We start from the raw sequence: 18,998 nt of genomic DNA, 5'->3' as shown, positions 1-18,998 counted from the left end.
CTAGACCCGGCTCCATCTCTCGGCGAGCCCGTTGAACGGAAGCGGCACCAGAGGCAGGTCGGTGGCCGATGACGAGGAACGCAGAGGCGGCGCCACCGCGCGGGCGCGTCCTCCGGTGGGGACCTTGAGGATCATGGAATCCGTGACGGGAGCGGGCCAGATCTGGAGCAGATAGTGCCCTACGGGCACCGGTGAAGCGCAGTCGTAGAGCTCGTCGTAGTCACGCACGTGGTAGCGGAGCCGGTAGGTGCCGCGTCCGGCGGCGAGGGGCGGCAGAGCGTGGAAGCGTGTTGGCTCCCATTCGTCGATGGTGAGGAGGCCCGTGCTGGAGAAGAGGCTGACCTCGAAGACGTCCTCGTACTCGTCCATGCGCGCCCCTGGGTCGCGCTGGGCGACGGTCACCCTCAGGTTCACCGGCCCCGCCGCCAAGCCCGTGGAGAGCTGCGCGAAGTCGGCGACGCTCTCCACCAGGCCCGCCACGTTGGGATCCTGGAGAGGGCAGGGGACTTCTTCCAAGCTGGTGTCGCAGAGATACATCTGGTGGTAGTTCACCCGGGGTGTCAGTTCCAGCGTGGTGTCGCCCTGCCAGGGCGCCTCGTCTTCTTGCGGGGCCGTTCGTTGGACGGGAGGAGCGCACGCTGACGCGTGGCTCGCGATCGGGCTCAGGTCCAGCCACGTGCGCGCCAAAGGGCTGGTGACCTTGAGGGTGGCCGACTCGCCGGGCTCGTCCGGCCAGATCTGCAGGAGGACGGACTCGGCCGTCTTTCCGTCGGCGGCCATGCGCAGGTGATACCGCAAACGGTGCGGGCCAACGGAGAGTTCGGGCAGCTCATAGGCCTCACCCGAGTTCTCCTCGATCGAGATGTCGCCCGTGGGCGAGTAGTAGCTCACCTCGACGACGTCGTCGTAGGAGAGGTCGGCGCCCAGGTCGTGGTCGGCGACGGCGACGGTCATGCCGACGGTGCCCTCGTGGTGGCCCGTGACGAGGAAGGCGAACCCCGGGACGCACTCGATCAAGCCCGCGCGGTTGGCCTCAGCCAACGGGTACTCGGGGAACGCGTCGAGCGGTTCTACCAGGCACAGCTGCCCTCGGCTTACCTGAGGCTGGAGTAGGACCGCGTCGATTCCGTCTGCGATGCTCACGCCCGCAGCGTCGCAGCGGGGTCTGACATTCAGTTGGACTGGAGGGTGTGGAGGGTGTGGAGGGCGTTGAGGGTGGTGACGCCGCGCCAGTCGAGGGTGCCGGAGGGGGAGATTCTGGCGTAGTCGACGATCCAGCCGCCGTCGGGTTGCTGGAGGGAGGCCAGGCGGTCGAGGTCGGTGGCGATGACCTCGGGGGTGAAGTGGGGGCGGAGGCGGCTGGTCGGGGTCGGGGCGAAGTCGAGGGGGTGCAGGGCCTCGTTTTCGGTGCCGCCCGCTACGGGGACGCGGCCGTTGGCGGGGATGTGGGCTGTCATTTTGCGGAGGAGGGCCGGGGCTTCCTGGTGGGTGTCGTGGACGGCGTCCAGGAGGTGGACGGCGAAGAGCAGGACGTAGGCGAAGGGCTTCTCGTCGAGGGCCGCGATGGTGTCGAGGCTGTATCTCGTGGCGCGGGCCAGCCAGGGGTGTTTCGCGACGGCGGGGTCGTGGACGGCGACGCGGTGGGCGGCCGCGGCCGTGATCGCGGTGATCTGGAGGGACGAGGCGGTGGGGTCGGCGTCCTGCCACCAGGGGGCCGTGGCCTCCTTGACGGTCAAGGGGAGCGCGAAGGGCAGGCCGCCGTCGGGCAGGGTGATCGAGTCGAGCCAGTCGCAGAGTTCGGCGGCGCGTGGGGAGGTGGCGGGGGCGATGTCGGCGAAGACCTCGAAGGCGTGCAGGGCGCCGCCGGGCTGGCTTTCTGGGGAGCGCAGGTCGGGTTCCAGGCCCCAGCCGTAGCCGCCGTCGGGGTTGCGGTAGCCGTCGAGGGCGGACAGGACGGCGGTGACGTCGGTTTGGCCGAGGCGCAGTTCGAGGCGGCGGCGGTCCAGGACGCGGGCGTGGCCGGCCATGAACGCGTGTGCGGAGGAGAGGTCCATGGTTCGAGGATGGCGGTTCGAGGTTCTCGGGTCTTGGAAGAAACGGTCATGATCAGACCCAGCCTCGGCGCTGGGCCTGGAGGGCCATCTGGAACCGGGTGGTGGCGCCCAGGCGGGCCATGAGGATCTCCATGCGGCGGAACAGGGTGCGGCGGCTGACGTCGAGCTCGCGGGCGATGTCGTCGTCGGGCACCCCGGCCGCCAGCAGCGCCAGCAGGCGGCGGTCGGCGGGCAGGAGGCGCTGCGGGCGGATGGCGCTGCCGTGGAAGGGCAGCGCGTTGTGCCACGAGAGCTCGAAGAGGGCCGTCAGCGCGGAGAGCAGGCCGGAGGGCTGGACGACCAGCATGGTGGTGTGCCGGTCGGCCTCCTTGATCGACAGTGAGACCAGCGCGTAGGCGTCGTCGATGATCACGAGCTTGACCGGGACGGACGGCAGCACGCGGGCCTGCTCGCCGGCCTCGATGAACGGCTCGATGCAGTCGGCGATGTAGCCGGGCTGCTCCAGGGAGTCGCGGGAGTAGATGACGCGCTGGTCGACGCCGCGGGCGAGCGTGGCGAGGGCGTCCTGGGTGGCGCTGGGGATCGGGAAGTAGGGCGGCGAGTCGAACTGGCGGATCTGCTTTCGGGCGCTGGCCCACGCCTGGCGCAGCCGGAGGCCGATCCCGTCGCCGGTGACGACCTCGACCAGGTCGTTGTCGTACTCCAGTCGTGTTCGGCGGAAGGACTCGAAGGCGCCCGCGACGGCGATCCGCGACTCGTCGAGCTCGGCGGCGCGGTGCCGGCGCAGGATCTCCAGACCGGCCGCGGGCGGCACCGGGACGACCGCGCCGGAGACGGTGTGCGCCAGGCCGGTCTCGGCCAGCTCGTCGCAGGCAGCCGCGAGGCGCCGCTCGTCCAGGCCGATCGCGGCGGCGAGCCCGTCGGGTGCGATGGGCGCCAGCTCCAGAAGCGCGAGGTAGGCCGTGGCCGCGTCGGGGCCGACGCCCAGACGCCGCAATGCCTGCTCGACCTTCGCCTTCACCACGATCGGCAAGGTACAAGCATGGGCGGGCGCTCCGCGAGGCGCCCGCCCATGCGCGATCACCGGTAGTCGATGGTGTTGTGGTGGAGGCAGGCGAGCGCGGACGGGCCCACGTCATGTCCGTCGTCGGCGCGGTGCGACCAGAACTCGCCGAACGTGTCGGACACGTGGTCCAGGAAGGTGTTCCACAGCGGCCCGGCCGGGTTCTCGGTGCAGGCGTCGCCGGGCTCGTTGGCGTCGTCGTACAGGTCGATCATGGCGCCGGTGACGCGGCCTTCGACGGTGTCACCGTCCTGCCAGCCCGAGGTGCCCCAGGTCGGGCCCTCCAGGTCGAGGGACCTGCCCTCGGGCCAGCGGAACGTGGGGTCGTCGAGGACGGCGACGCCGTACCAGGTCGCGAACCCCTCGGTCCACGCGCAGCCCTCGGAGCTCCGGCTGGGGATGTAGTGCGGGCTGCAGGACGGCGCGGGCGGGAAGTCGTCCTCGTAGACGTCGTCCATGAGCGCGTGCCCGAACTCGTGCAGGACGAGGATGGGCGCGTCGGGGTCCTCGGCGGCGAGGTGGACGTCGTTGGTCCGCAGCGAGTAGTAGGTGCCGTCGGTGGAGTCCGGCGCCCAGTTGATCAGCCCGCGGCGGCAGGTGGTGTCGCGGGCGTCCCAGCAGTCGGTGCCGGGCGTCCAGTTCCATCCGGTGTTGACGGTGTCGAACGCCTCGACCCCGCGCATCAGCGCGGCGTCGGCCGGGCGGCTCGGCCCGAAGTCGGTCGTGGCGCCGTCGGCCACGTTGGCGCGCACCGAGGTGTCGAAGCGGTAGGAGCGCTTGGTCCGGCCGTTCCGGACGATCCAGCGGTCGTTCTCGGTGGCGAAGGCGACGAAGACGTCCTGCCCGCCGCCTTCCTCGTCGGTGTTGCCGAAGCAGAGGCGGAACTTCCCGTCGGCGCCGGTGACGCCGCCGGCCAGGCGGTCGGGCGACCCGGAGGCGTCGGAGTCGTAGACGGTCACCAGGGCGTTCGCGGAGACCCGGGACGCGCCGGTGTGGTCGACGTAGCCCCAGGAACCCGTCGCGCAGGACGTCGCCAGCGAGCGCTTGGGCGCGGGGCCGACCGGCTTGTGGGCGAGGTGGGGGTGGGCGCGGGTGGCGCCGCCCGGCGCGGGCACGGCCCGGTTGGCGGCCTTCGCGGCGAAGCCCAGGGCGGACCGCTCGGTTCCGGCGGTCAGGAAGACGCGGTCGGACGCGGTGGACGCGTCGGCGGGCGAGGTGGCGACCGCCGAGATCTCGGCGGACCCCGCACCGACGGCCTTGACGGTGCCGGTGAGCCGTAGTGGCCGGTCCCGGCCAACGCTCTTCTCACCCTCGGCGCGGTGGACCCGTCCGGCGTGGACGGGCTTCGGCGACGCGGCGGTGCCGGTGCGCAGACCGGCGGGCGCCTTGACCCAGACCAGCCCGGCGGGCAGCTCCACGGCCAGGCGCACGTCCGATCGGCGTGCGGTGGTGCGGACCTCGACGGCCAGCTCGGCCCGCGCCCCGACGGCCGGGGCGGAGGAAAGGCGCAGGTCGACGTTCAGGCACCCGGCCCATTCGTCGGCGGTGGCGCCGCCGAACGGTGTGCAGGGCGGTTCGGGTGCCGCCGCCCCGGCCGGTGGGGGCGCGAGTGCGAGCAGGAGCCCGCACAGGGCGGCGGGCAGTCCGATACGGCGAAATACCATGGGGGGTGGTCCTTTCGAGCCGCGAACTCGTGGTGGGGTCCGCGTTTCTACCCGAGTGGGAACCGCCCGGTGGCCAATCCGTGCCAATGGCACTTTTCGGCAATCCGCCGCCTATTCGCGCGGGGCGAGGCGCAGCTCGCAGCGGTCGTCCGCGCACTCGCGGCGGACGCGCCCGTGGGAGATGGTCTGGACGAGGCCGATCGTCCAGCAGGTCGGGCAGCCGCGCAGCGCCGGCAGGGCGAGCGGGGCCAGCAGCAGGGTGATCGGGCCGTAACGGGGGACGAGGGCGAAGGCGGCGACCAGAGCGCCGAAGCCCAGGACGCCCCGGGCGAGGTGGCGGGGCACGGACGAGCTGGCGAAGCCCTTGGACTCAGTCAACGGGAACCTCCAGGGAGCGGTGCAGCGCGGCGCGGGCGCGGTGCAGCCGGGATTTCATCGCGGCGGTGCTGAGGCCCAGGGCGGAGGCGACCAGCCGGCCGCTGTACCCCTGGACGTCCCGCATGATCAGCACGCGGCGCTGGTCGTCGGGCAGGGCCGCGATCGCCGCGGCGACGCGTCCGGCCTCCAGCCGGAGCAGCGCCTGGTCCTCGGCGGACGGCAGGGGCGCGTCCGCGACGGGGGCCGGGGCGCGCAGCAGCAGGCGCGTGCGGCGCAGGCATTCGTTGCGGACAATCCGGAACATCCACGAGGCCAGGGCGCCGGAGGCGCGGAGCATCCCGATCTTGCGATACAGGATGATCAGCGCCTCCTGCGCGGCGTCCTCGGCGTCCTCGGGCGTGGCGCACAGCGAGCGGGCGAAGCGCCGGACGTGCGGATGCGACCCCGACACCAGGGCCGCGATCGACTCGGGATCGCCGCCCTGCGCGGCGGCGATCAGCGGGGCGTCCGGCCAGCCGGTCTCAGCCACGCGAGCGTCCCCGCCTGCGCAGCGCGACGACGGTGCAGGTGCACAGGAGCGCGGCCCCGGCGATGACGGCGGCACCAATGATCATGACGACCTCCCGATCGGTCCAACAGGTACATACATGAGAGGCCGGGAGACCGCGAAAGGATTCGCCCCCGGGGCGGACGGGACGATCCCGTCCGCCGGTCAGCCCGTTGGCGTTGCCGATCAGCCGGTTGCTGACGTAGTGCCCCAGCTCGTGGATGACGATCAGCGCCTCCAGGTTGCTCGTCCGGTCGGGGTCGGTGCCCGGGAAGACGAACACCTGCATTCGGGGGCTCGCGCCTTCGGCCGGCGTGCGCATGTTGGCGTTGTTGGTGCCGCTGAAGTCGTTGCCCTCGGCCAGCACCGGGTCGCCCCGTCCGAGGTTGTGGACGTGGCAGGTGAAGGCGACGTTTGCCGTGAGGTCGTGGCGGAACAGGACGGCGGGCTCGGCGTCCCGGCCGACCACGTAGCCGAACGCGAGGCCGCGGCGGAACATCAGCTCGACGTAGAGCCCCGGGACGAAACGCTCCCGGTAGGGGTCCTGCCCTCCGGCCACCGGGACAAAGTCTCCGGCCGCGCGGGTGATGCGCGTCCGTCTGGACGTCGCCTTCCGACCTTTCGTGCATTCCCTCGGCCAGCCCGCGCAGCCGGGCGTATTCCCCCCTGTGCGACACGCCGGGGCGCCGTTCGCCCCACGGCTCCCTGCGGATTGACCACAACGGAACGGGGGGCCGGCCCGGCTGTCCATGCCCATTCGAATGGGATCACGCGTTTGTCTTCGTGGGGCCACGCCTTCCACCACAGTGACGTACGGGAGTCGCGCCATTACCACACACATGCCCTCGTACCGGCACCCTCCAGGGCCCTCCCGGTGCCCACATTCGTTCTCTCACCTGCGCTTAGGGATCACGCCGCTGACCATGTGACCTTTCCCACATTTGCGACAGGTGAGCAGGAGCCCGCCTTTCCGGCAATTTTAGGTGAGTAAAAGTGGAGAAAAGTGAGCAAACACCTCCAGAGCGGGTCGAGTTGGATGTCATAGAGCGTTAACGATGGCGTTACAAAATCTGGAAGAATGCTGCGTAGGTTCGCCAGTGTCGGCGCGTTCATGAGGTGTTCCACCGAGAGGTGATGGGGCTGTGACGCAGGTCAGGTCGGTGCGCGGGACCCGGAGGGTCCCCGCCGCGCTGGCCGCCCTCACGGCCCTCGCGCTGGCCTGGTCGGCCGCCTTCCTGGTGGGCTGCGAGGGCTCGCACGCCTCGTTCGAGCACGCCGTGGCGGAGGTGTGCCTGTCCTCGGCCACCAGCGACGACCCGCTCGACGAGGACGTCCACGCCGCGCGGTACCCGGCCCTGGCCGTGGCGATGTCCCACCCGCTCGCGCCGGCGCCCTCCCACTCGCGCTCGCCGGTGCACGCGACGACCGGAAAGGTCGCGCCGGGTCTGCACCGCGTCCCCGAGGCGCCCCATCCGAGCGTCCTCCAGGTTCTCCGCATCTAGAAGCCCGCGAGGCTCCTTCTCAGCGCGGGTCCGCGGATCCGCCCTTCTCCGGCCCTGAGGGCCGTTCACCCTGCTCGATTTCACGGCATGACCGCTTTCACCACACCGACGTGGCTTCCATCACACGCCAGGAGGTCTTCCGCCATGCAGTCATTCGTCGACCATGCCCGCGCCTTTCCCCGGCTCGCCGCCGAGCGCGGCGAGGAGCTCGACCGCCTCGCCGCCGGGCAGTCACCGCAGGCCCTGTTCATCAGCTGCTCGGACTCGCGGGTCGTCCCGTCGCTGTTCACCGGCGCCCGCCCCGGCGAGCTGTTCGAGCTGCGCACCGCGGGCAACATCATCCCGCCGCACCGCCCCGACCACCCGTTCGCCGAGGCCGCCACGATCGAGTACGCCGTCGAGGTGCTGGAGGTCGCCGACATCGTGGTCTGCGGCCACTCGCACTGCGGCGCCGTCGGCGCGATGGTCCGCGGCGACGATCTGAGCGCCGTCCCGTCGGTGCGCGGCTGGCTCGAACGCTCGGTCGACCCCGGCCCGCTCAGGCCGCACGCCGGGACCGACCTCACCGAGGCCGTCCAGGCCCACGTGCTCGTCCAGCTGGAACGGCTCCGGGCCTACCCCGCCATCGCGCGCCGGACGGCCGAGGGCCGCCTGGGCGTGCACGGCTGGTTCTACGAGGTCCACACCGGGACGGTGTTCGCCCACCGCCCGTTCGACGACCGGTTCCAGCCGCTGTGACGCACGGCCTCGTCCCCGCCCTGCCCGACCCCGCTCACGTGAGGATGGAATGCTCTCCCTGCCTGCCCTCGACCTTCCCACCCTCCGGCGCGACTTCACCGCGTCGCTCGTCGTCTTCCTCGTGGCGCTGCCCCTGTGCGTGGGCGTCGCCGTCGCCTCCGGCGTCCCGGCCGAGCTCGGGCTGATCACCGGGATCGTCGGCGGGCTGGTCGCCGGCGCGCTGCCCGGCAGCCGGCTCCAGGTCAGCGGCCCGGCCGCGGGCCTGACCGTGCTGGTCTTCGAGGCGGTGCGCGCCCACGGTCTCGGCGTCCTCGGTGTGATCGTCCTGCTCACCGGCGGCCTTCAGCTGCTGCTCGGCGCGCTCGGCCTGGGCCGCTGGTTCCGGGCCATCTCGGTCTCGGTGGTCGAGGGCATGCTCGCCGGGATCGGGCTGATCCTCATCGCCGGGCAGCTCTACGCGATGGCCGACGGGGCGGCGCCGGCCGACGGCATCGCCAAGATCACCGGGCTGCCCGGTCTTGCGGCGGACGTCGCGGGCTCCTCCACCGCCCGCACCGCGTTCCTGCTCGGCGCCGGGACGATCGCCGTCATGGCGGTCTGGCGGCGCCTGCCGCCGGTCGTCCGGGCGCTGCCCGCCCCGCTGGCCGCGGTGGCGCTGGCCACGGTCGCGGCCCTCGCGCTCGGGCTCGACGTCAAGACCGTCCAGGTGTCGGGGCTGCTTGACGCCGTCCGGCCGCCCGACCCGTCCGATCTGGCCGCGCTGGCCCAGCTGGGGGTGATCGGAACCGTCGTGGCGTTCACGCTGATCGCCTCGGCCGAGAGCCTGTTCAGCGCGTCGGCCGTCGACCGCATGCACGACGGCCCGCGCACCCATTTCGACAAGGAGCTGATGGCCCAGGGCGCGGGCAACACCGTCTGCGGGCTGCTCGGGGCGCTGCCGATGACCGCGGTGATCGTCCGCAGCGCCGCCAACGTCCAGGCGGGGGCGCGGACGAAGGCGTCGCGCGTCCTGCACGGGCTGTGGCTGCTGCTGTTCGCGGCGCTGCTGCCGTCCGCGCTGGAGCTGATCCCGGTCGCGGCGCTGGCGGGCGTCCTGGTGAACGCCGGGTGGAAGCTGCTCCCGCTGGGCGAGCTGCGGGTGCTCTGGCGCGGGCACCGCAGCGAGGCGGTGATCCTCGGCGCCACGGCGCTGTCGATCGTGGCCCTGAACATGTTCGAGGGCGTGGTGATCGGACTGCTGCTGGCGGTGGTGAAGACGGCGTGGGACACCTCGCACGTCCACCTGGACGTCGACGACCCCGGCGAGGGGCCGATCGAGGTCCGCCTGATCGGCAACGCGACCTTCCTGCGCCTGCCGCGGATGCTCGACGCGCTGGAGGCGCTGCCCAAGGACCGTCCGATCGCCCTTGACCTGGGCGGTCTGCGGCACCTGGACCACGCCTGCCGCTCCGCGCTGACCACCTGGGCGGCCCGCCACAACGACGAGGGCACCGCACCCGTCCACCTGCCGGGCGACCCGCTGGTGCCCGCCTGACCCATGACCGAGGCCGCCGATGATCCCCGGGGGGATCATCGGCGGCCTCTCCTGGTCTAGCGGGCGAGCCCCCCGTGGTCGTGGTCGCCGTGCCGGGCCGCGCCGGACGTGGCCGGGCGGACGGCCGGACCGGGCAGGTCACGGCTGAACGCGTAGGTGACCGCCGAGTGGGCGATGGCGCCCAGGTTCACCTTCAGCGCCCTGTCGTCGATGTTGGCGATCGTGTCGCACGCCTGGTGGTAGCACCCGTCGTACGCCGCGCCCGCCGTCCCGCCGAACAGCTCGGCCTCCCGGGCCGTCTTGATGCCCTCGGCGCCGGTGAACAGGCCGCCGGACGGGATGCCGACCGCGATGAACGGGCCGTAGTCGGAGCGTCCGCTGAAGTCGGTCCCGATATGCGGGAGCTTGAGCGCGTCGTAGTAGCGCTCGAAGGTCTTCTCGATCTCGTCCGATCCGGGCGGGCCGGCGGGGGCGCCGGTCGCGTCGGAGTCGTCGCCGTCATAGATCATGTAGGCGAAGTTCGGCGAGGCGACCATGTCGTAGTTCAGGTACAGCGCCACCTTCGCGCGGTCGGCCTCCGACAGGTTCCCGACGTAGTGCTCCGACCCCAGCAGGCCGAGCTCCTCGGCGCCCCACCAGGCGAAGCGCAGCTTGTTCTTCACCGGCAGCTTGCCCAGGTGCACGGCCGTCTCCAGCAGCGCGGCGCTGCCGGAGCCGTTGTCGTTGATCCCCGGACCCGGCAGGACGCTGTCGAGGTGGGCACCGGCCATCACGACCTTGGACGGGTCGCCGTGCCTGGACTCGGCCAGGACGTTCCACGTCGTGCGGGTCTCGCTCTCGGTGTCGGTCTTCAGCCGGACGACCGTGCCCGCCGGGGACGCCAGGTCCTCGCCGACGGCGAAGCTCGTCCCGACCACCGGGATCGTGAGCCCCGGGTTGCCGAGCGTGCCCTGGAGCGTGTCGGTGCGTCCGGGCTGGCCCTCGTTGAAGATGATCGCGCCACCGGCCCCGGCGGCCTGGGCGTTCTGGGCCTTGATCTCGAAGCTGCACGTGCCGCGCTGGAGCAGCGCGATGTTGCCCGACGTGAAGCCCGCGAAGTCGGCGGCCTCGCACCCGCTGGTCGAACCCGGGGCCGGGGACGGCGGCAGGACCAGGTCGACGGCCTGGACCGTCGCGGTGACGTCGCCCGAGCCCGAGTAGGTCATGGTGGCGAAGTCGCCGACGACGCTGCCGTCCGGCGGCGTGGGCGTGTAGGTCCTGGCGTCCGGCGAGATCTGGTTCATCACCCCGGTCGAGTTCTCCCGGAAGAACGGGAACGCGAATGGCTGGACGGTCACGTTGTACCCGGCCTTGCGCAGCAGCCCGGCGACGTAGTCGCGGGACGCGGCGTAGCCCGGCGTCCCGGACGCCCGGGTGCCCCCGTTGGCGTCGGAGATGGCCTGGAACGCCGTGAGATGCCGCTTGGCGTTCGGGAGGGTGATGCTCTGGAGCGTCCTCTGCCGCTCGTCGGGCGCCGCGGTCGCGGGAGCGACGAGGGAGAGGGGCAGGGCGATCGCCGCGGCCGCGGTCGCGGCACGCAGAACGCCGGTATTCAGGTGAAGAGGCACGGTGGGCTCCTCAGATCGGAGCGACGGTCGATCCCCCGAGGTCGCTTGCGCCGGAACGTATCGCCGCCCACCCCCTCAAGTGAAGACAGAACCCCCCAGACCAGCGGAAACGGCCAGAAACGGCCGCCCTGTGCTCCAACGCGCGATTCACTCGTCCCGGGTGTTGATTCTCCAAGATCGGCTGCGTCGTCTAGATGACACTCGGAAACGGGAAGGACACCACCGTGAAATACATGCTGATGCTCATCGACAACGAGAAGAACAAGGACTGGGCGCAGGCGCCCGAGGCGGAGATCCAGGCGACCATGGACGAGCACATCGCCTTCGCCGAGTACCTGGGCAAGCGCGGTACCGCGTTCTCCGGGGAGGCGCTCGGCCCCACCGACACGGCCACGACCGTCCGTCCCTCGCCCGACGGCCTGGTGACGACCGACGGCCCGTTCGTCGAGCTCACCGAGTTCATCGGCGGGTTCTACATCGTCGAGGCCGCCGACCTGGACGAGGCGCTGGAGATCGCCCGGCACTGCCCGATGGCTTCGGCGATCGAGGTCCGTCCGATCTGGGAGACGCCGGAGGTGTGAGCGCGGTAGAGACCGCCGTCGCGGAGGCGCACCGCCGTGGCTGGGCCGAGGTCCTGGCCACGGTGGCGCGCCTCACGCGCGACCTGGACGAGGCGGAGGACGCCGTGCAGGAGGCGTTCGAGTCCGCCCTGCGCACCTGGGGCCGCACCGGCGTGCCCCGCAACCCCGTCGCGTGGATCACCACCGCCGCCCGGCGCAAGGCCGTGGACCGGGCCCGCCGCCGCTCGACGATCCAGCGCAGGCTGCCGCTGCTGATCGTCCCGGACGCCGACGACCCGCCGCCCCCGGGTTCCCTCCGCGACGACCGGCTCCGCCTGATCTTCACCTGCTGCCACCCGGCCCTGGCGCCCCAGACCTCGGTCGCCCTCACCCTGCGCCTGGTCTGCGGCCTCCACGTGCCCGAGATCGCGCGCCTGTTCCTGGTCGCCGAGCGGACGATGGCGGCCCGCCTCACCCGCGCGAAGAAGAAGATCCACCAGGCGGGCATCCCCTACCGCATCCCCGCCGACCACGAACTCCCCGAACGTCTCCCCGCCGTCCTGGCCGTGGTGTCGCTGCTGTTCACCGAGGGCCACACCAGCACCGCCGGGACGGAGCTGACCCGTCCCGAACTGCTCGACCAGTCGCTGGAGCTGGCCCGCCTGCTGGTGAGGCTCATCCCGGACGAGCCGGAGACGCTGGGCCTGCTGGCCCTGCTGCTCCTGCTGGACTCACGCCGGGAGGCCCGCGTCGACGCCGACGGCGCCCTGGTCCTCCTGGCCGACCAGGACCGCTCCCGCTGGAACCACCGGGCGATCGAGGAGGGCCGCACCCTGGTGGAGCAGGCCCTGCGCCGCTCGGCGTCCCGAGGCCCCGGGCCCTACGCCGTCCAGGCCGCGATAGCCGCCCTGCACACCGAGCCCGAGACCGACTGGCCCCAGATCCTGGCCCTCTACGACATCCTGCTGAAGGCGCACCCGTCCCCCGTTGCGACGCTGGGCCGGACCGTCGCCTGGTCGATGGTCGCCGGTCCGGAAGCGGGCCTCGCCGAGCTCGACCGCCTCTCCACCGACCCCCGTTTCGCCTCCTACCACCGCCTCCCCGCGGCCCGCGCCGAGATGCTCACGCGGCTTGGCCGCCACGAGGAGGCCCAGGCCGCCTACCACCAGGCCGCCCAGGCGGCCACCAACCCCATCGAACGCACCCACCTCACCAACCGGGCCCACCCGGGCCCCGGCTGATCCCGGCTACGCCGGACGGGGTGTCCACGCGTGTGGGAGCGAGCCGTGCCGGGGCGCGGGCCACAGGGCCGGGCGGGTGCGCGGGGGCGCCGCGGTCGCCGGAGGCCGCGCCAGGGCGAGCAGGACGAGCGTCAGCGCCGCCAGTTCCTCGGCGTTCGGGGCGCCGCGGACGACGCGCAGGGTCGGCGGTCCGGTGATGGCCGGCTCCTTCACGCCGGGGGGTTGCCGTGCTTGCGGGAGGGAAGCGGGACGTGTTTGGTCCGGAGCATCGCCAGCGCGTCGATCAGCGTGGCGCGGGTGCGGGCCGGGTCGATCACCTCGTCCACCAGGCCGCGCTCGGCGGCGTAGTAGGGATGCATCAGCTCCTGGCGGTATTCCTTGAGACGCTGGGCGCGGGTGGCGGCCGGGTCCTCGGCGACGGCCAACTCCCGGCGGAAGACCACGTCGGCGGCGGCCTCGGCGCCCATGACCGCGATCTCGTTGGTGGGCCAGGCGAACGACAGGTCGGCGCCGATGGAGCGCGAGTCCATCACGATGTAGGCGCCGCCGTACGCCTTGCGCAGGATCAGCTGGACGCGCGGGACGGTGGCGTCGCAGTAGGCGTAGAGCAGCTTGGCGCCGTGCCGGATGAGGCCGTTGTGCTCCTGGTCGCTGCCGGGCAGGAAACCGGGGACGTCCACCAGGGTCACCAGCGGGATGTTGAAGGCATCGCAGAACTGGACGAAGCGGGCGCCCTTCTCGGCGGCGTGGATGTCCAGGACCCCGGCGCGGTGCTGCGGCTGGTTGGCGACGATCCCCGTGACGTGGCCGTCCAGCCGGGCCAGCGCGCAGACGATGTTCGGGGCCCACAGGGCGTGCACCTCGAAGAGGTCGCCGTCATCGACGATCTCGCCGATCACGGCGCGCATGTCGTACGCCTTCCCCGGGTCGGCGGGGACCAGGTCCAGCAGCGGCTCGTTGGTGCGGTCCGCCGGGTCGGCGGCGGGTTCGGCGGGCGGCGTCTCGCGGTTGTTGGACGGCAGCAGCGACAGCAGGTGGCGCACCTCGTCCAGGCATTCGGCCTCGTCCCGGCTGACGATCGCCGCCACGCCCGACAGGGTGCCGTGCACCCCGGCGCCGCCGAGGCCCTCGTGGGTGATCTCCTCGCCGGTGACCGATCGGACGACGTCCGGGCCGGTGACGTACATCTGGGCGATGTCGCGGACCATGAAGACGAAGTCGGTCAGCGCGGGCGAGTAGGCCGCGCCGCCCGCGCACGGGCCCAGCATCACGCTGATCTGCGGGATCACCCCCGAGGAGCGGACGTTGCGGCGGAAGATCCCGCCGTATCCGGCCAGGGCGGTGACGCCCTCCTGGATGCGGGCCCCGGCGCCGTCGCACAGGCCGACCAGCGGGGACCCGGCCTTCTCGGCCAGGTCCATGACCTTGTGGATCTTCTCGGCGTGCGCCTCGCCCAGCGAGCCGCCGAAGACGCGGAAGTCATGGGCGTAGGCGAAGACGGTGCGTCCCAGCACCTGGCCCCAGCCCGTCACGACCCCGTCGGTGAACGGCCGCCGGTCTTCGAGCCCGAAACCGGTGGACCTGTGCCGGCGCAATTGCTCGATCTCCCGGAACGTGCCGGGGTCGAAGAGCAATTCCAGCCGTTCCCGGACGGTCAGTTTGCCCTTGGCGTGCTGGGCCCGCGTCGCCCCCGCCGCCGGGCCCCGGGCGGCCGCGTCCGTGACGGCGTGAAGCTCGGAGACCCGGAGACGGATGTCCGGTGGTGACACGTCGCACCTCGTCCTGTGATCGTACGGTCGGCTCCGTTCAGTGTTCCCGGCGCGGCACCGGACCGCCATCCCGGATGGCCCCTAAACCTGCCCTCCGGCGTTAGGGGAGCTTAGGGGTTGGCGGTGGTTCGGTGCCGACCGCACAATTGCCGGAATATCAATTGAGACCGAGGAGAAAAGCCATGACGGAGTCGACCGTTGACGGCGGCACCTGGATTCGGCGTTTCCATCCGGCTCCCGAGGCCGTGACGCGGCTGGTGTGCTTTCCGCACGCGGGCGGGTCGGCCACGTTCTATTTCCCCGTGTCGGCCAAGCTGAGCCCGGACGTGGAAGTGCTCACCGTGCAGTACCCCGGACGCCAGGACCGGCGCAACGAGCCGCCGATCGCCGACATCCCGGCGCTGGCCGACGCCGTCTTCGACGCCCTGCGGCCCTGGCTCGGGGACCGCCCGGCGCTGTTCGGCCACAGCATGGGCGCGACCGTGGCCTTCGAGGTCGCCCGGCGCATGGAGCGGCACGGCACGCCGCCCCGCGTGCTGGTCGCGTCCGGCCGGCGCGCGCCGTCGTGCCATCGCAGCGAGAACGTGCACCTGCGCGACGACGAGGGTCTGCTGGCCGAGCTCGACAAGCTCAGCGGGACCGACGCGCGGCTGCTGGCCGACGAGGAGCTGCGCCGGATGGTGCTGCCCGCCGTCCGCGCCGACTACCGCGCGATCGAGACCTACCGGCTCCCCGCGGACACCCCGAGGCTGAGCTGCCCGGTCACCGTCATCGTCGGGGACGACGACCCCCAGGTCACGCTGGACGAGGCCGCGGCGTGGCGGGGCCACACCACCGGCGCGTTCGACCTCCAGATCGCCCCGGGCGGCCACTTCTACCTGACCGACCAGCCCGAGGCCACGATCGAACGCCTCCGCAAGGCGCTGCGCGGAGCCTAGGCCCCGCGCCGGTCAGCGGCAGAGCTTGGCGAAGCTCTCCTCGATCCTGGTCAGCGTTTCGGTGATGTGCCGCAGCCGGAGCGGGTCCTCGGCGCGCAGCGCCAGCTCCTGCTGCTCCTGGGTCTCCCCGTACAGCTGGCCGGTCGCGGCCTTGAAGCGCAGGGCGCCCTCGTCGTCGCCGAGGTGGTGACCGGCCAGCACCGCCACCCCGAACTCGTCCAGGAGCTGCCGCTGGAAGGAGTCGGAGTCGGTGATGCCGCGCCGCTCCAGCGCGCCGCGCACCGGCTCGAAGTCCGGGTAGATGTAGAAGCCGCCGGTCGGCGGCCGGCACGTCGCGCCCGCCGCCACGGTGCTCCGGTGCACCTCGCGCGCCACGGCGCCGTGCAGCCTGACGATCGCGGCCAGGTGCTCGCGCAGCTCCACCGGTTCGGCGAACGCGTAGGCCGCGACCTCCTGCATCGGCCCCGCCAGGGTCGACCAGACCTCGCTGGCGAACGAGGTGACGCCCGCCAGGATGTCGCGGCCCCACGCGCCGTCCGGGAAGCAGGCGACACCGATGCGCCACCCCCCGATGGCCAGGCTCTTGCTCAGCCCGGTCGTCACCACCGTGCGCCGCGGCACCACCTCGGCGGGGCTCAGGACCGGCCGGGCCGGGTCGTGCAGCAGGTCACGGTAGATCTCGTCGGAGATGAGGTAGAGGTCCTCCTCCTCCGCGATCGCGCAGATCTCACGGACCAGCGACGGCGGGGCGAGCGTCCCGGTGGGGTTGTCGGGCAGCGTGAGCACGACGATCCGCGGGTCGTGGCCGCGGGCGCGGGCCGCGCGGACGGTCTCGCGCAGCGCGGCGGGTTCGGGGACGCCGCCGCACTCGTCGGGGATCGGCACGCCGAAGGCGCGCTTGCCCGCGTACGCCGCCTGCGGCGCGTAGGTGTTCCAGCACGGCCGGGGCAGCAGCACGTCACCGGGGATGACCATGTTCAGCGCCATCAGCAGCGGCTTGCTGCCGGGCGCCACCACGATCTGGTCGGGGGCCGCCGCCACACGCCGCCGGGTGAAGTACCCGGCCGCGGCCTCACGGACGGCCGTGCTGCCCGCGACCGTCCCGTACAGGCTCCGCTCGGCGCCGGCCACCAGCCGCTCGACCAGCGGGCGGAAGGCGGGCAGGCGCGCCTCGCCGAACCCCAGGTGGACGATGGACTCGCCGTCGCCCCGGCGCCGCGCCACCAGCTGGTTGAGGGCCAGGTTGGGCGACAGTCGTCGGCCTATCATGCGGCCCCGGCCCCGAAGCGGCGGATCAGCGTCGCGCGGTCGACCTTGCCGTGCACCGTGATCGGCAGCTCGCTCAGGACATGCAGGTCCTGCGGGACCATGTAGTCGGGCAGCGTCTCCATGCAGCCCGCGCGCAGCTCCATCTTGTCGAAGGCGTGCGCCTCGGACGCCATGACGACGAACGCGACCAGCACCGGCTCGTCGGCCCCGCGCGGCAGCAGCAGCGCGGCGGCCGCGGCGACACCCGGGAACTCCAGCAGCCGCCGCTCCACCTCGCCGAGCTCGACCCGGTTGCCCCGGATCTGCACCTGCGAGTCGACCCTGCCGCAGAAGTACAGCTCGCCCAATTCGCCCCGGTAGGCGACGTCCCCGGAGCGGAGCACCAGCTGCCCCGACCGGGGGTTGAGCGGGTCGGCGACCAGCGCCTCCCGGGTCGCGGCGGGATCGTCCCAGTAGCCGGTGAACAGCGCCGGGCTCCGCAGGTAGATCTCGCCGGACACCCCGGGCTCCTCGATCGGCCGCCCCGCGTCGTCCACGACCAGCATCTCCGCGCCCGCGTGGGCGAACCCGATGGACAGGCGCCGCAGGTCGTCCGGGATGGGATCGGGCACCTCGGTGAACGAGCAGGCCATCGACTCGGTGGCGCCGTAGCAGTTGATGATGCGGGTCCTGGGGCGCAGGCGCTGCAGATGGCGCAGCTCGGGCAGCGGAAATTCCTCACCGCAGAACAGGATGCCGCGCAGGTCCGGCAGCTCGGCCAGCAGCTCGGGCTCGTGCCGCAGCACCGGACGCCAGATCGACGGGACGCCGTCGACATGCGTGACGCCCGCCTCCCGGAGGAAGTGCATGAAGCGGCGCGGCCAGCGCAACCGGTCCCGGGGGACGGGGACGAGGGCGGCGCCGCTGCCCAGCGCCAGCCCGATGTCCAGCAGGGAGAAGTCGAACTGCAACGGCGAGGTGCTGGCGACGCGATCGCTCCCGTCGACAATCCCCTGCCGCATCATCCCCCGGTAGAACGCGGTCACGCCGCGGTGGCTCATGACGACGCCCTTGGGGCGGCCCGTCGTCCCGGAGGTGAAGATGATGTAGGCCGGGTCGGTGTCGACGACCTCGCGGCGGTGGCGGACCTTGGGCACCGGCGGCCGCTCCACCCGCAGCCCGTCGGGGCCGAACCGGGCCGTCCCGACCGTCGCGGGGATCCCGTCGCGGACGCCCTCGGCGCTCTGCAGATGCAGCGCGGGCTCGGTGGCCTCGACGATCGCCATCAGCCGCTTGGCCGGAGACTCCGGGCTCACCGGGACGAACGTCAGCCCCAGCGTCGAGCAGGCAAGGAACATCGCGATCGAGTGCGCGGAGGTGTCGGCCTCCAGGACGACCCGGTCACCGACGTCCATGCCCAGCTCGTCCAGCGCGCCGGAGTAGTCGTGGACCTGCCGCTCCAGCCAGCGGAAGGAAAAGGTGTCGAGCCCGTCGCCGGAGAGCTGGACCACGGCCGGGGCGTCCGGCGTCGTCCGTCCCGCGGCCAGCATGAACTCGTGCAGGTACTCGCCCCGGACCTGCGCGGGGGCATAACTTTCTCGATTCAGGGTCATGCGTGTTCCTGTGGGCTCGACATCGCGCTGCACGGAAAGGTCAGGGAAATCGCCGGGACCGCCGCCCGGTCAGATCAGCTTGGCCAGCGCCGCCCAGAGCACACCGGGGTCGGCGAAGGTCTCCATGTTGAGCGCGTCGTCGGCGAATCGCACGGAATACGCGGACTCGATCGCGGCCAGCAATTCGGTGGTGCCGATCGAATCAAGGCCGTAGTCGCGCAGCCCGGTGTCCGGCGCCAGTGGCTCATCGGTCGGCAAGAAAGGCAGATACTTTCGCAGCAGCGCTTCGAACTGCTCGTCCCACACATCAACTCCCGTGCCTGAAACAAGTCGTGGAGAGCACCTGTCTCCACGGCGTCAACCTACGGACGGCACAGCGGCGGAACAACCCTTAGTACCCCCCTTTCCCGGTGCGCGCGGCTCCCTTGCCCGCAACCAAGGAAGCCCTTGTCAGAGACACTTGGGGACGTCATCAGGTAGGGGTTAATAGGGGTATGAGCGGTCTTCCGGCCTGAACTAGCATCGGGCCGATGTGTCGAGTG

General features: G+C 72.0%; 19 protein-coding genes. 6 read left to right on the top strand and 13 right to left on the bottom strand.

The genetic code is table 11. The features are described from left to right. The 7 genes from ACQPY4_RS11770 to ACQPY4_RS11740 all read right to left on the bottom strand — a co-directional run bounded on the left by ACQPY4_RS11770 (position 1) and on the right by ACQPY4_RS11740 (position 6,265). Entirely contained in the window at positions 1-1,143 is a 1,143-nt protein-coding gene (locus ACQPY4_RS11770) for a hypothetical protein (protein WP_433335425.1), read from the bottom strand. Positions 1,144-1,172: 29 nt separating this feature from the next. Next, positions 1,173-2,054 carry a hypothetical protein gene (locus ACQPY4_RS11765; RefSeq protein ID WP_433335424.1) on the bottom strand — a complete coding sequence of 294 codons (882 nt, stop codon included), beginning with the start codon at positions 2,052-2,054 and terminating at the stop codon, positions 1,173-1,175. A 52-nt stretch (positions 2,055-2,106) separates the two neighbouring features. Further along, on the bottom strand, positions 2,107-3,078 hold the full coding sequence (locus ACQPY4_RS11760; RefSeq protein ID WP_433335423.1) for a hypothetical protein: 972 nt from the start codon (positions 3,076-3,078) through the stop codon (positions 2,107-2,109). Between the two features lie 56 nt (positions 3,079-3,134). Then, positions 3,135-4,781, bottom strand: coding sequence for a hypothetical protein (locus ACQPY4_RS11755; protein ID WP_433335422.1), 1,647 nt, complete (start codon positions 4,779-4,781; stop codon positions 3,135-3,137). A gap of 111 nt (positions 4,782-4,892) precedes the next feature. After that, a complete protein-coding gene (locus tag ACQPY4_RS11750) occupies positions 4,893-5,159 on the bottom strand; it encodes a hypothetical protein (RefSeq protein WP_433335421.1) in 267 nt (88 codons plus the stop codon). Beyond that, entirely contained in the window at positions 5,152-5,688 is a 537-nt protein-coding gene (locus ACQPY4_RS11745) for an RNA polymerase sigma factor (protein ID WP_433335420.1), read from the bottom strand. The genes ACQPY4_RS11750 and ACQPY4_RS11745 overlap by 8 nt, the downstream gene beginning before the upstream one ends. Beyond that, a complete protein-coding gene (locus tag ACQPY4_RS11740) occupies positions 5,681-6,265 on the bottom strand; it encodes a M36 family metallopeptidase (protein ID WP_433335419.1) in 585 nt (194 codons plus the stop codon). Before ACQPY4_RS11740 ends, ACQPY4_RS11745 begins: the two co-directional genes overlap by 8 nt. A gap of 583 nt (positions 6,266-6,848) precedes the next feature. On the opposite strand from ACQPY4_RS11740, the gene ACQPY4_RS11735 reads away from it, so the two are divergent. The 3 genes from ACQPY4_RS11735 to ACQPY4_RS11725 all read left to right on the top strand — a co-directional run bounded on the left by ACQPY4_RS11735 (position 6,849) and on the right by ACQPY4_RS11725 (position 9,480). After that, positions 6,849-7,208, top strand: coding sequence for a hypothetical protein (locus ACQPY4_RS11735; protein WP_433335418.1), 360 nt, complete (start codon positions 6,849-6,851; stop codon positions 7,206-7,208). A gap of 144 nt (positions 7,209-7,352) precedes the next feature. After that, entirely contained in the window at positions 7,353-7,946 is a 594-nt protein-coding gene (locus ACQPY4_RS11730) for a carbonic anhydrase (RefSeq protein ID WP_433335417.1), read from the top strand. A 49-nt stretch (positions 7,947-7,995) separates the two neighbouring features. Next, positions 7,996-9,480: a SulP family inorganic anion transporter gene (locus tag ACQPY4_RS11725; protein WP_433335416.1), complete on the top strand. Its 1,485-nt coding sequence runs from the start codon at positions 7,996-7,998 to the stop codon at positions 9,478-9,480. 56 nt (positions 9,481-9,536) lie between these two features. Here ACQPY4_RS11725 and ACQPY4_RS11720 read toward each other — a convergent pair whose 3' ends face one another. Next, positions 9,537-11,087: a M28 family metallopeptidase gene (locus ACQPY4_RS11720; RefSeq protein WP_433335415.1), complete on the bottom strand. Its 1,551-nt coding sequence runs from the start codon at positions 11,085-11,087 to the stop codon at positions 9,537-9,539. 233 nt (positions 11,088-11,320) lie between these two features. Between ACQPY4_RS11720 and ACQPY4_RS11715 the strand changes: the two genes are divergently transcribed. After that, complete coding sequence (locus ACQPY4_RS11715; protein WP_433338888.1) at positions 11,321-11,668, top strand: YciI family protein; 348 nt, start codon at positions 11,321-11,323, stop codon at positions 11,666-11,668. Then, the gene (locus ACQPY4_RS11710; protein ID WP_433335414.1) at positions 11,665-12,888 is read left to right on the top strand and encodes an RNA polymerase sigma factor; all 1,224 of its coding nucleotides are present in this window, start codon (positions 11,665-11,667) and stop codon (positions 12,886-12,888) included. The genes ACQPY4_RS11715 and ACQPY4_RS11710 overlap by 4 nt, the downstream gene beginning before the upstream one ends. A 6-nt stretch (positions 12,889-12,894) precedes the next feature. Here the strand turns inward: ACQPY4_RS11710 and ACQPY4_RS11705 are convergent, their stop codons facing one another. Continuing rightward, a complete protein-coding gene (locus ACQPY4_RS11705; RefSeq protein WP_433335413.1) occupies positions 12,895-13,101 on the bottom strand; it encodes an acyl-CoA carboxylase epsilon subunit in 207 nt (68 codons plus the stop codon). Beyond that, positions 13,098-14,657, bottom strand: a complete 1,560-nt coding sequence (locus ACQPY4_RS11700; RefSeq protein WP_433335412.1) for an acyl-CoA carboxylase subunit beta — start codon at positions 14,655-14,657, stop codon at positions 13,098-13,100. The genes ACQPY4_RS11705 and ACQPY4_RS11700 overlap by 4 nt, the downstream gene beginning before the upstream one ends. A gap of 182 nt (positions 14,658-14,839) precedes the next feature. Here ACQPY4_RS11700 and ACQPY4_RS11695 point away from each other — a divergent pair, with 182 nt between their 5' ends. Then, the gene (locus tag ACQPY4_RS11695) at positions 14,840-15,595 is read left to right on the top strand and encodes a thioesterase II family protein (protein WP_433335411.1); all 756 of its coding nucleotides are present in this window, start codon (positions 14,840-14,842) and stop codon (positions 15,593-15,595) included. 12 nt (positions 15,596-15,607) lie between these two features. Here ACQPY4_RS11695 and ACQPY4_RS11690 read toward each other — a convergent pair whose 3' ends face one another. The 3 genes from ACQPY4_RS11690 to ACQPY4_RS11680 all read right to left on the bottom strand — a co-directional run bounded on the left by ACQPY4_RS11690 (position 15,608) and on the right by ACQPY4_RS11680 (position 18,762). Then, the gene (locus ACQPY4_RS11690) at positions 15,608-16,864 is read right to left on the bottom strand and encodes a pyridoxal phosphate-dependent aminotransferase (RefSeq protein WP_433335410.1); all 1,257 of its coding nucleotides are present in this window, start codon (positions 16,862-16,864) and stop codon (positions 15,608-15,610) included. After that, the gene (locus tag ACQPY4_RS11685) at positions 16,861-18,456 is read right to left on the bottom strand and encodes an AMP-binding protein (protein ID WP_433335409.1); all 1,596 of its coding nucleotides are present in this window, start codon (positions 18,454-18,456) and stop codon (positions 16,861-16,863) included. The genes ACQPY4_RS11690 and ACQPY4_RS11685 overlap by 4 nt, the downstream gene beginning before the upstream one ends. 69 nt (positions 18,457-18,525) lie before the next feature. Further along, positions 18,526-18,762, bottom strand: coding sequence for an acyl carrier protein (locus ACQPY4_RS11680; protein WP_433335408.1), 237 nt, complete (start codon positions 18,760-18,762; stop codon positions 18,526-18,528). Between the last annotated feature and the right edge of the window lie 236 nt (positions 18,763-18,998).

This window comes from Spirillospora sp. CA-294931, assembly GCF_050946795.1.
GTDB lineage: Bacteria > Actinomycetota > Actinomycetes > Streptosporangiales > Streptosporangiaceae > Spirillospora.
Note: the sequence above shows the minus strand (reverse complement) of the source record. Positions and strands in the feature narration are given on the sequence as shown.

Excerpts from the sequence above, each read along its gene's own strand:
- ACQPY4_RS11695 (WP_433335411.1), top strand. The coding sequence starts at position 14,840 with ATGACGGAGTCGACCGTTGACGGCGGCACCTGGATTCGGCGTTTCCAT.
- ACQPY4_RS11730 (WP_433335417.1), top strand. The coding sequence starts at position 7,353 with ATGCAGTCATTCGTCGACCATGCCCGCGCCTTTCCCCGGCTCGCCGCC.
- ACQPY4_RS11685 (WP_433335409.1), bottom strand. The coding sequence starts at position 18,456 with ATGACCCTGAATCGAGAAAGTTATGCCCCCGCGCAGGTCCGGGGCGAG.
- ACQPY4_RS11765 (WP_433335424.1), bottom strand. The coding sequence starts at position 2,054 with ATGGACCTCTCCTCCGCACACGCGTTCATGGCCGGCCACGCCCGCGTC.
- ACQPY4_RS11755 (WP_433335422.1), bottom strand. The coding sequence starts at position 4,781 with ATGGTATTTCGCCGTATCGGACTGCCCGCCGCCCTGTGCGGGCTCCTG.
- ACQPY4_RS11690 (WP_433335410.1), bottom strand. The coding sequence starts at position 16,864 with ATGATAGGCCGACGACTGTCGCCCAACCTGGCCCTCAACCAGCTGGTG.
- ACQPY4_RS11725 (WP_433335416.1), top strand. The coding sequence starts at position 7,996 with ATGCTCTCCCTGCCTGCCCTCGACCTTCCCACCCTCCGGCGCGACTTC.
- ACQPY4_RS11715 (WP_433338888.1), top strand. The coding sequence starts at position 11,321 with ATGCTGATGCTCATCGACAACGAGAAGAACAAGGACTGGGCGCAGGCG.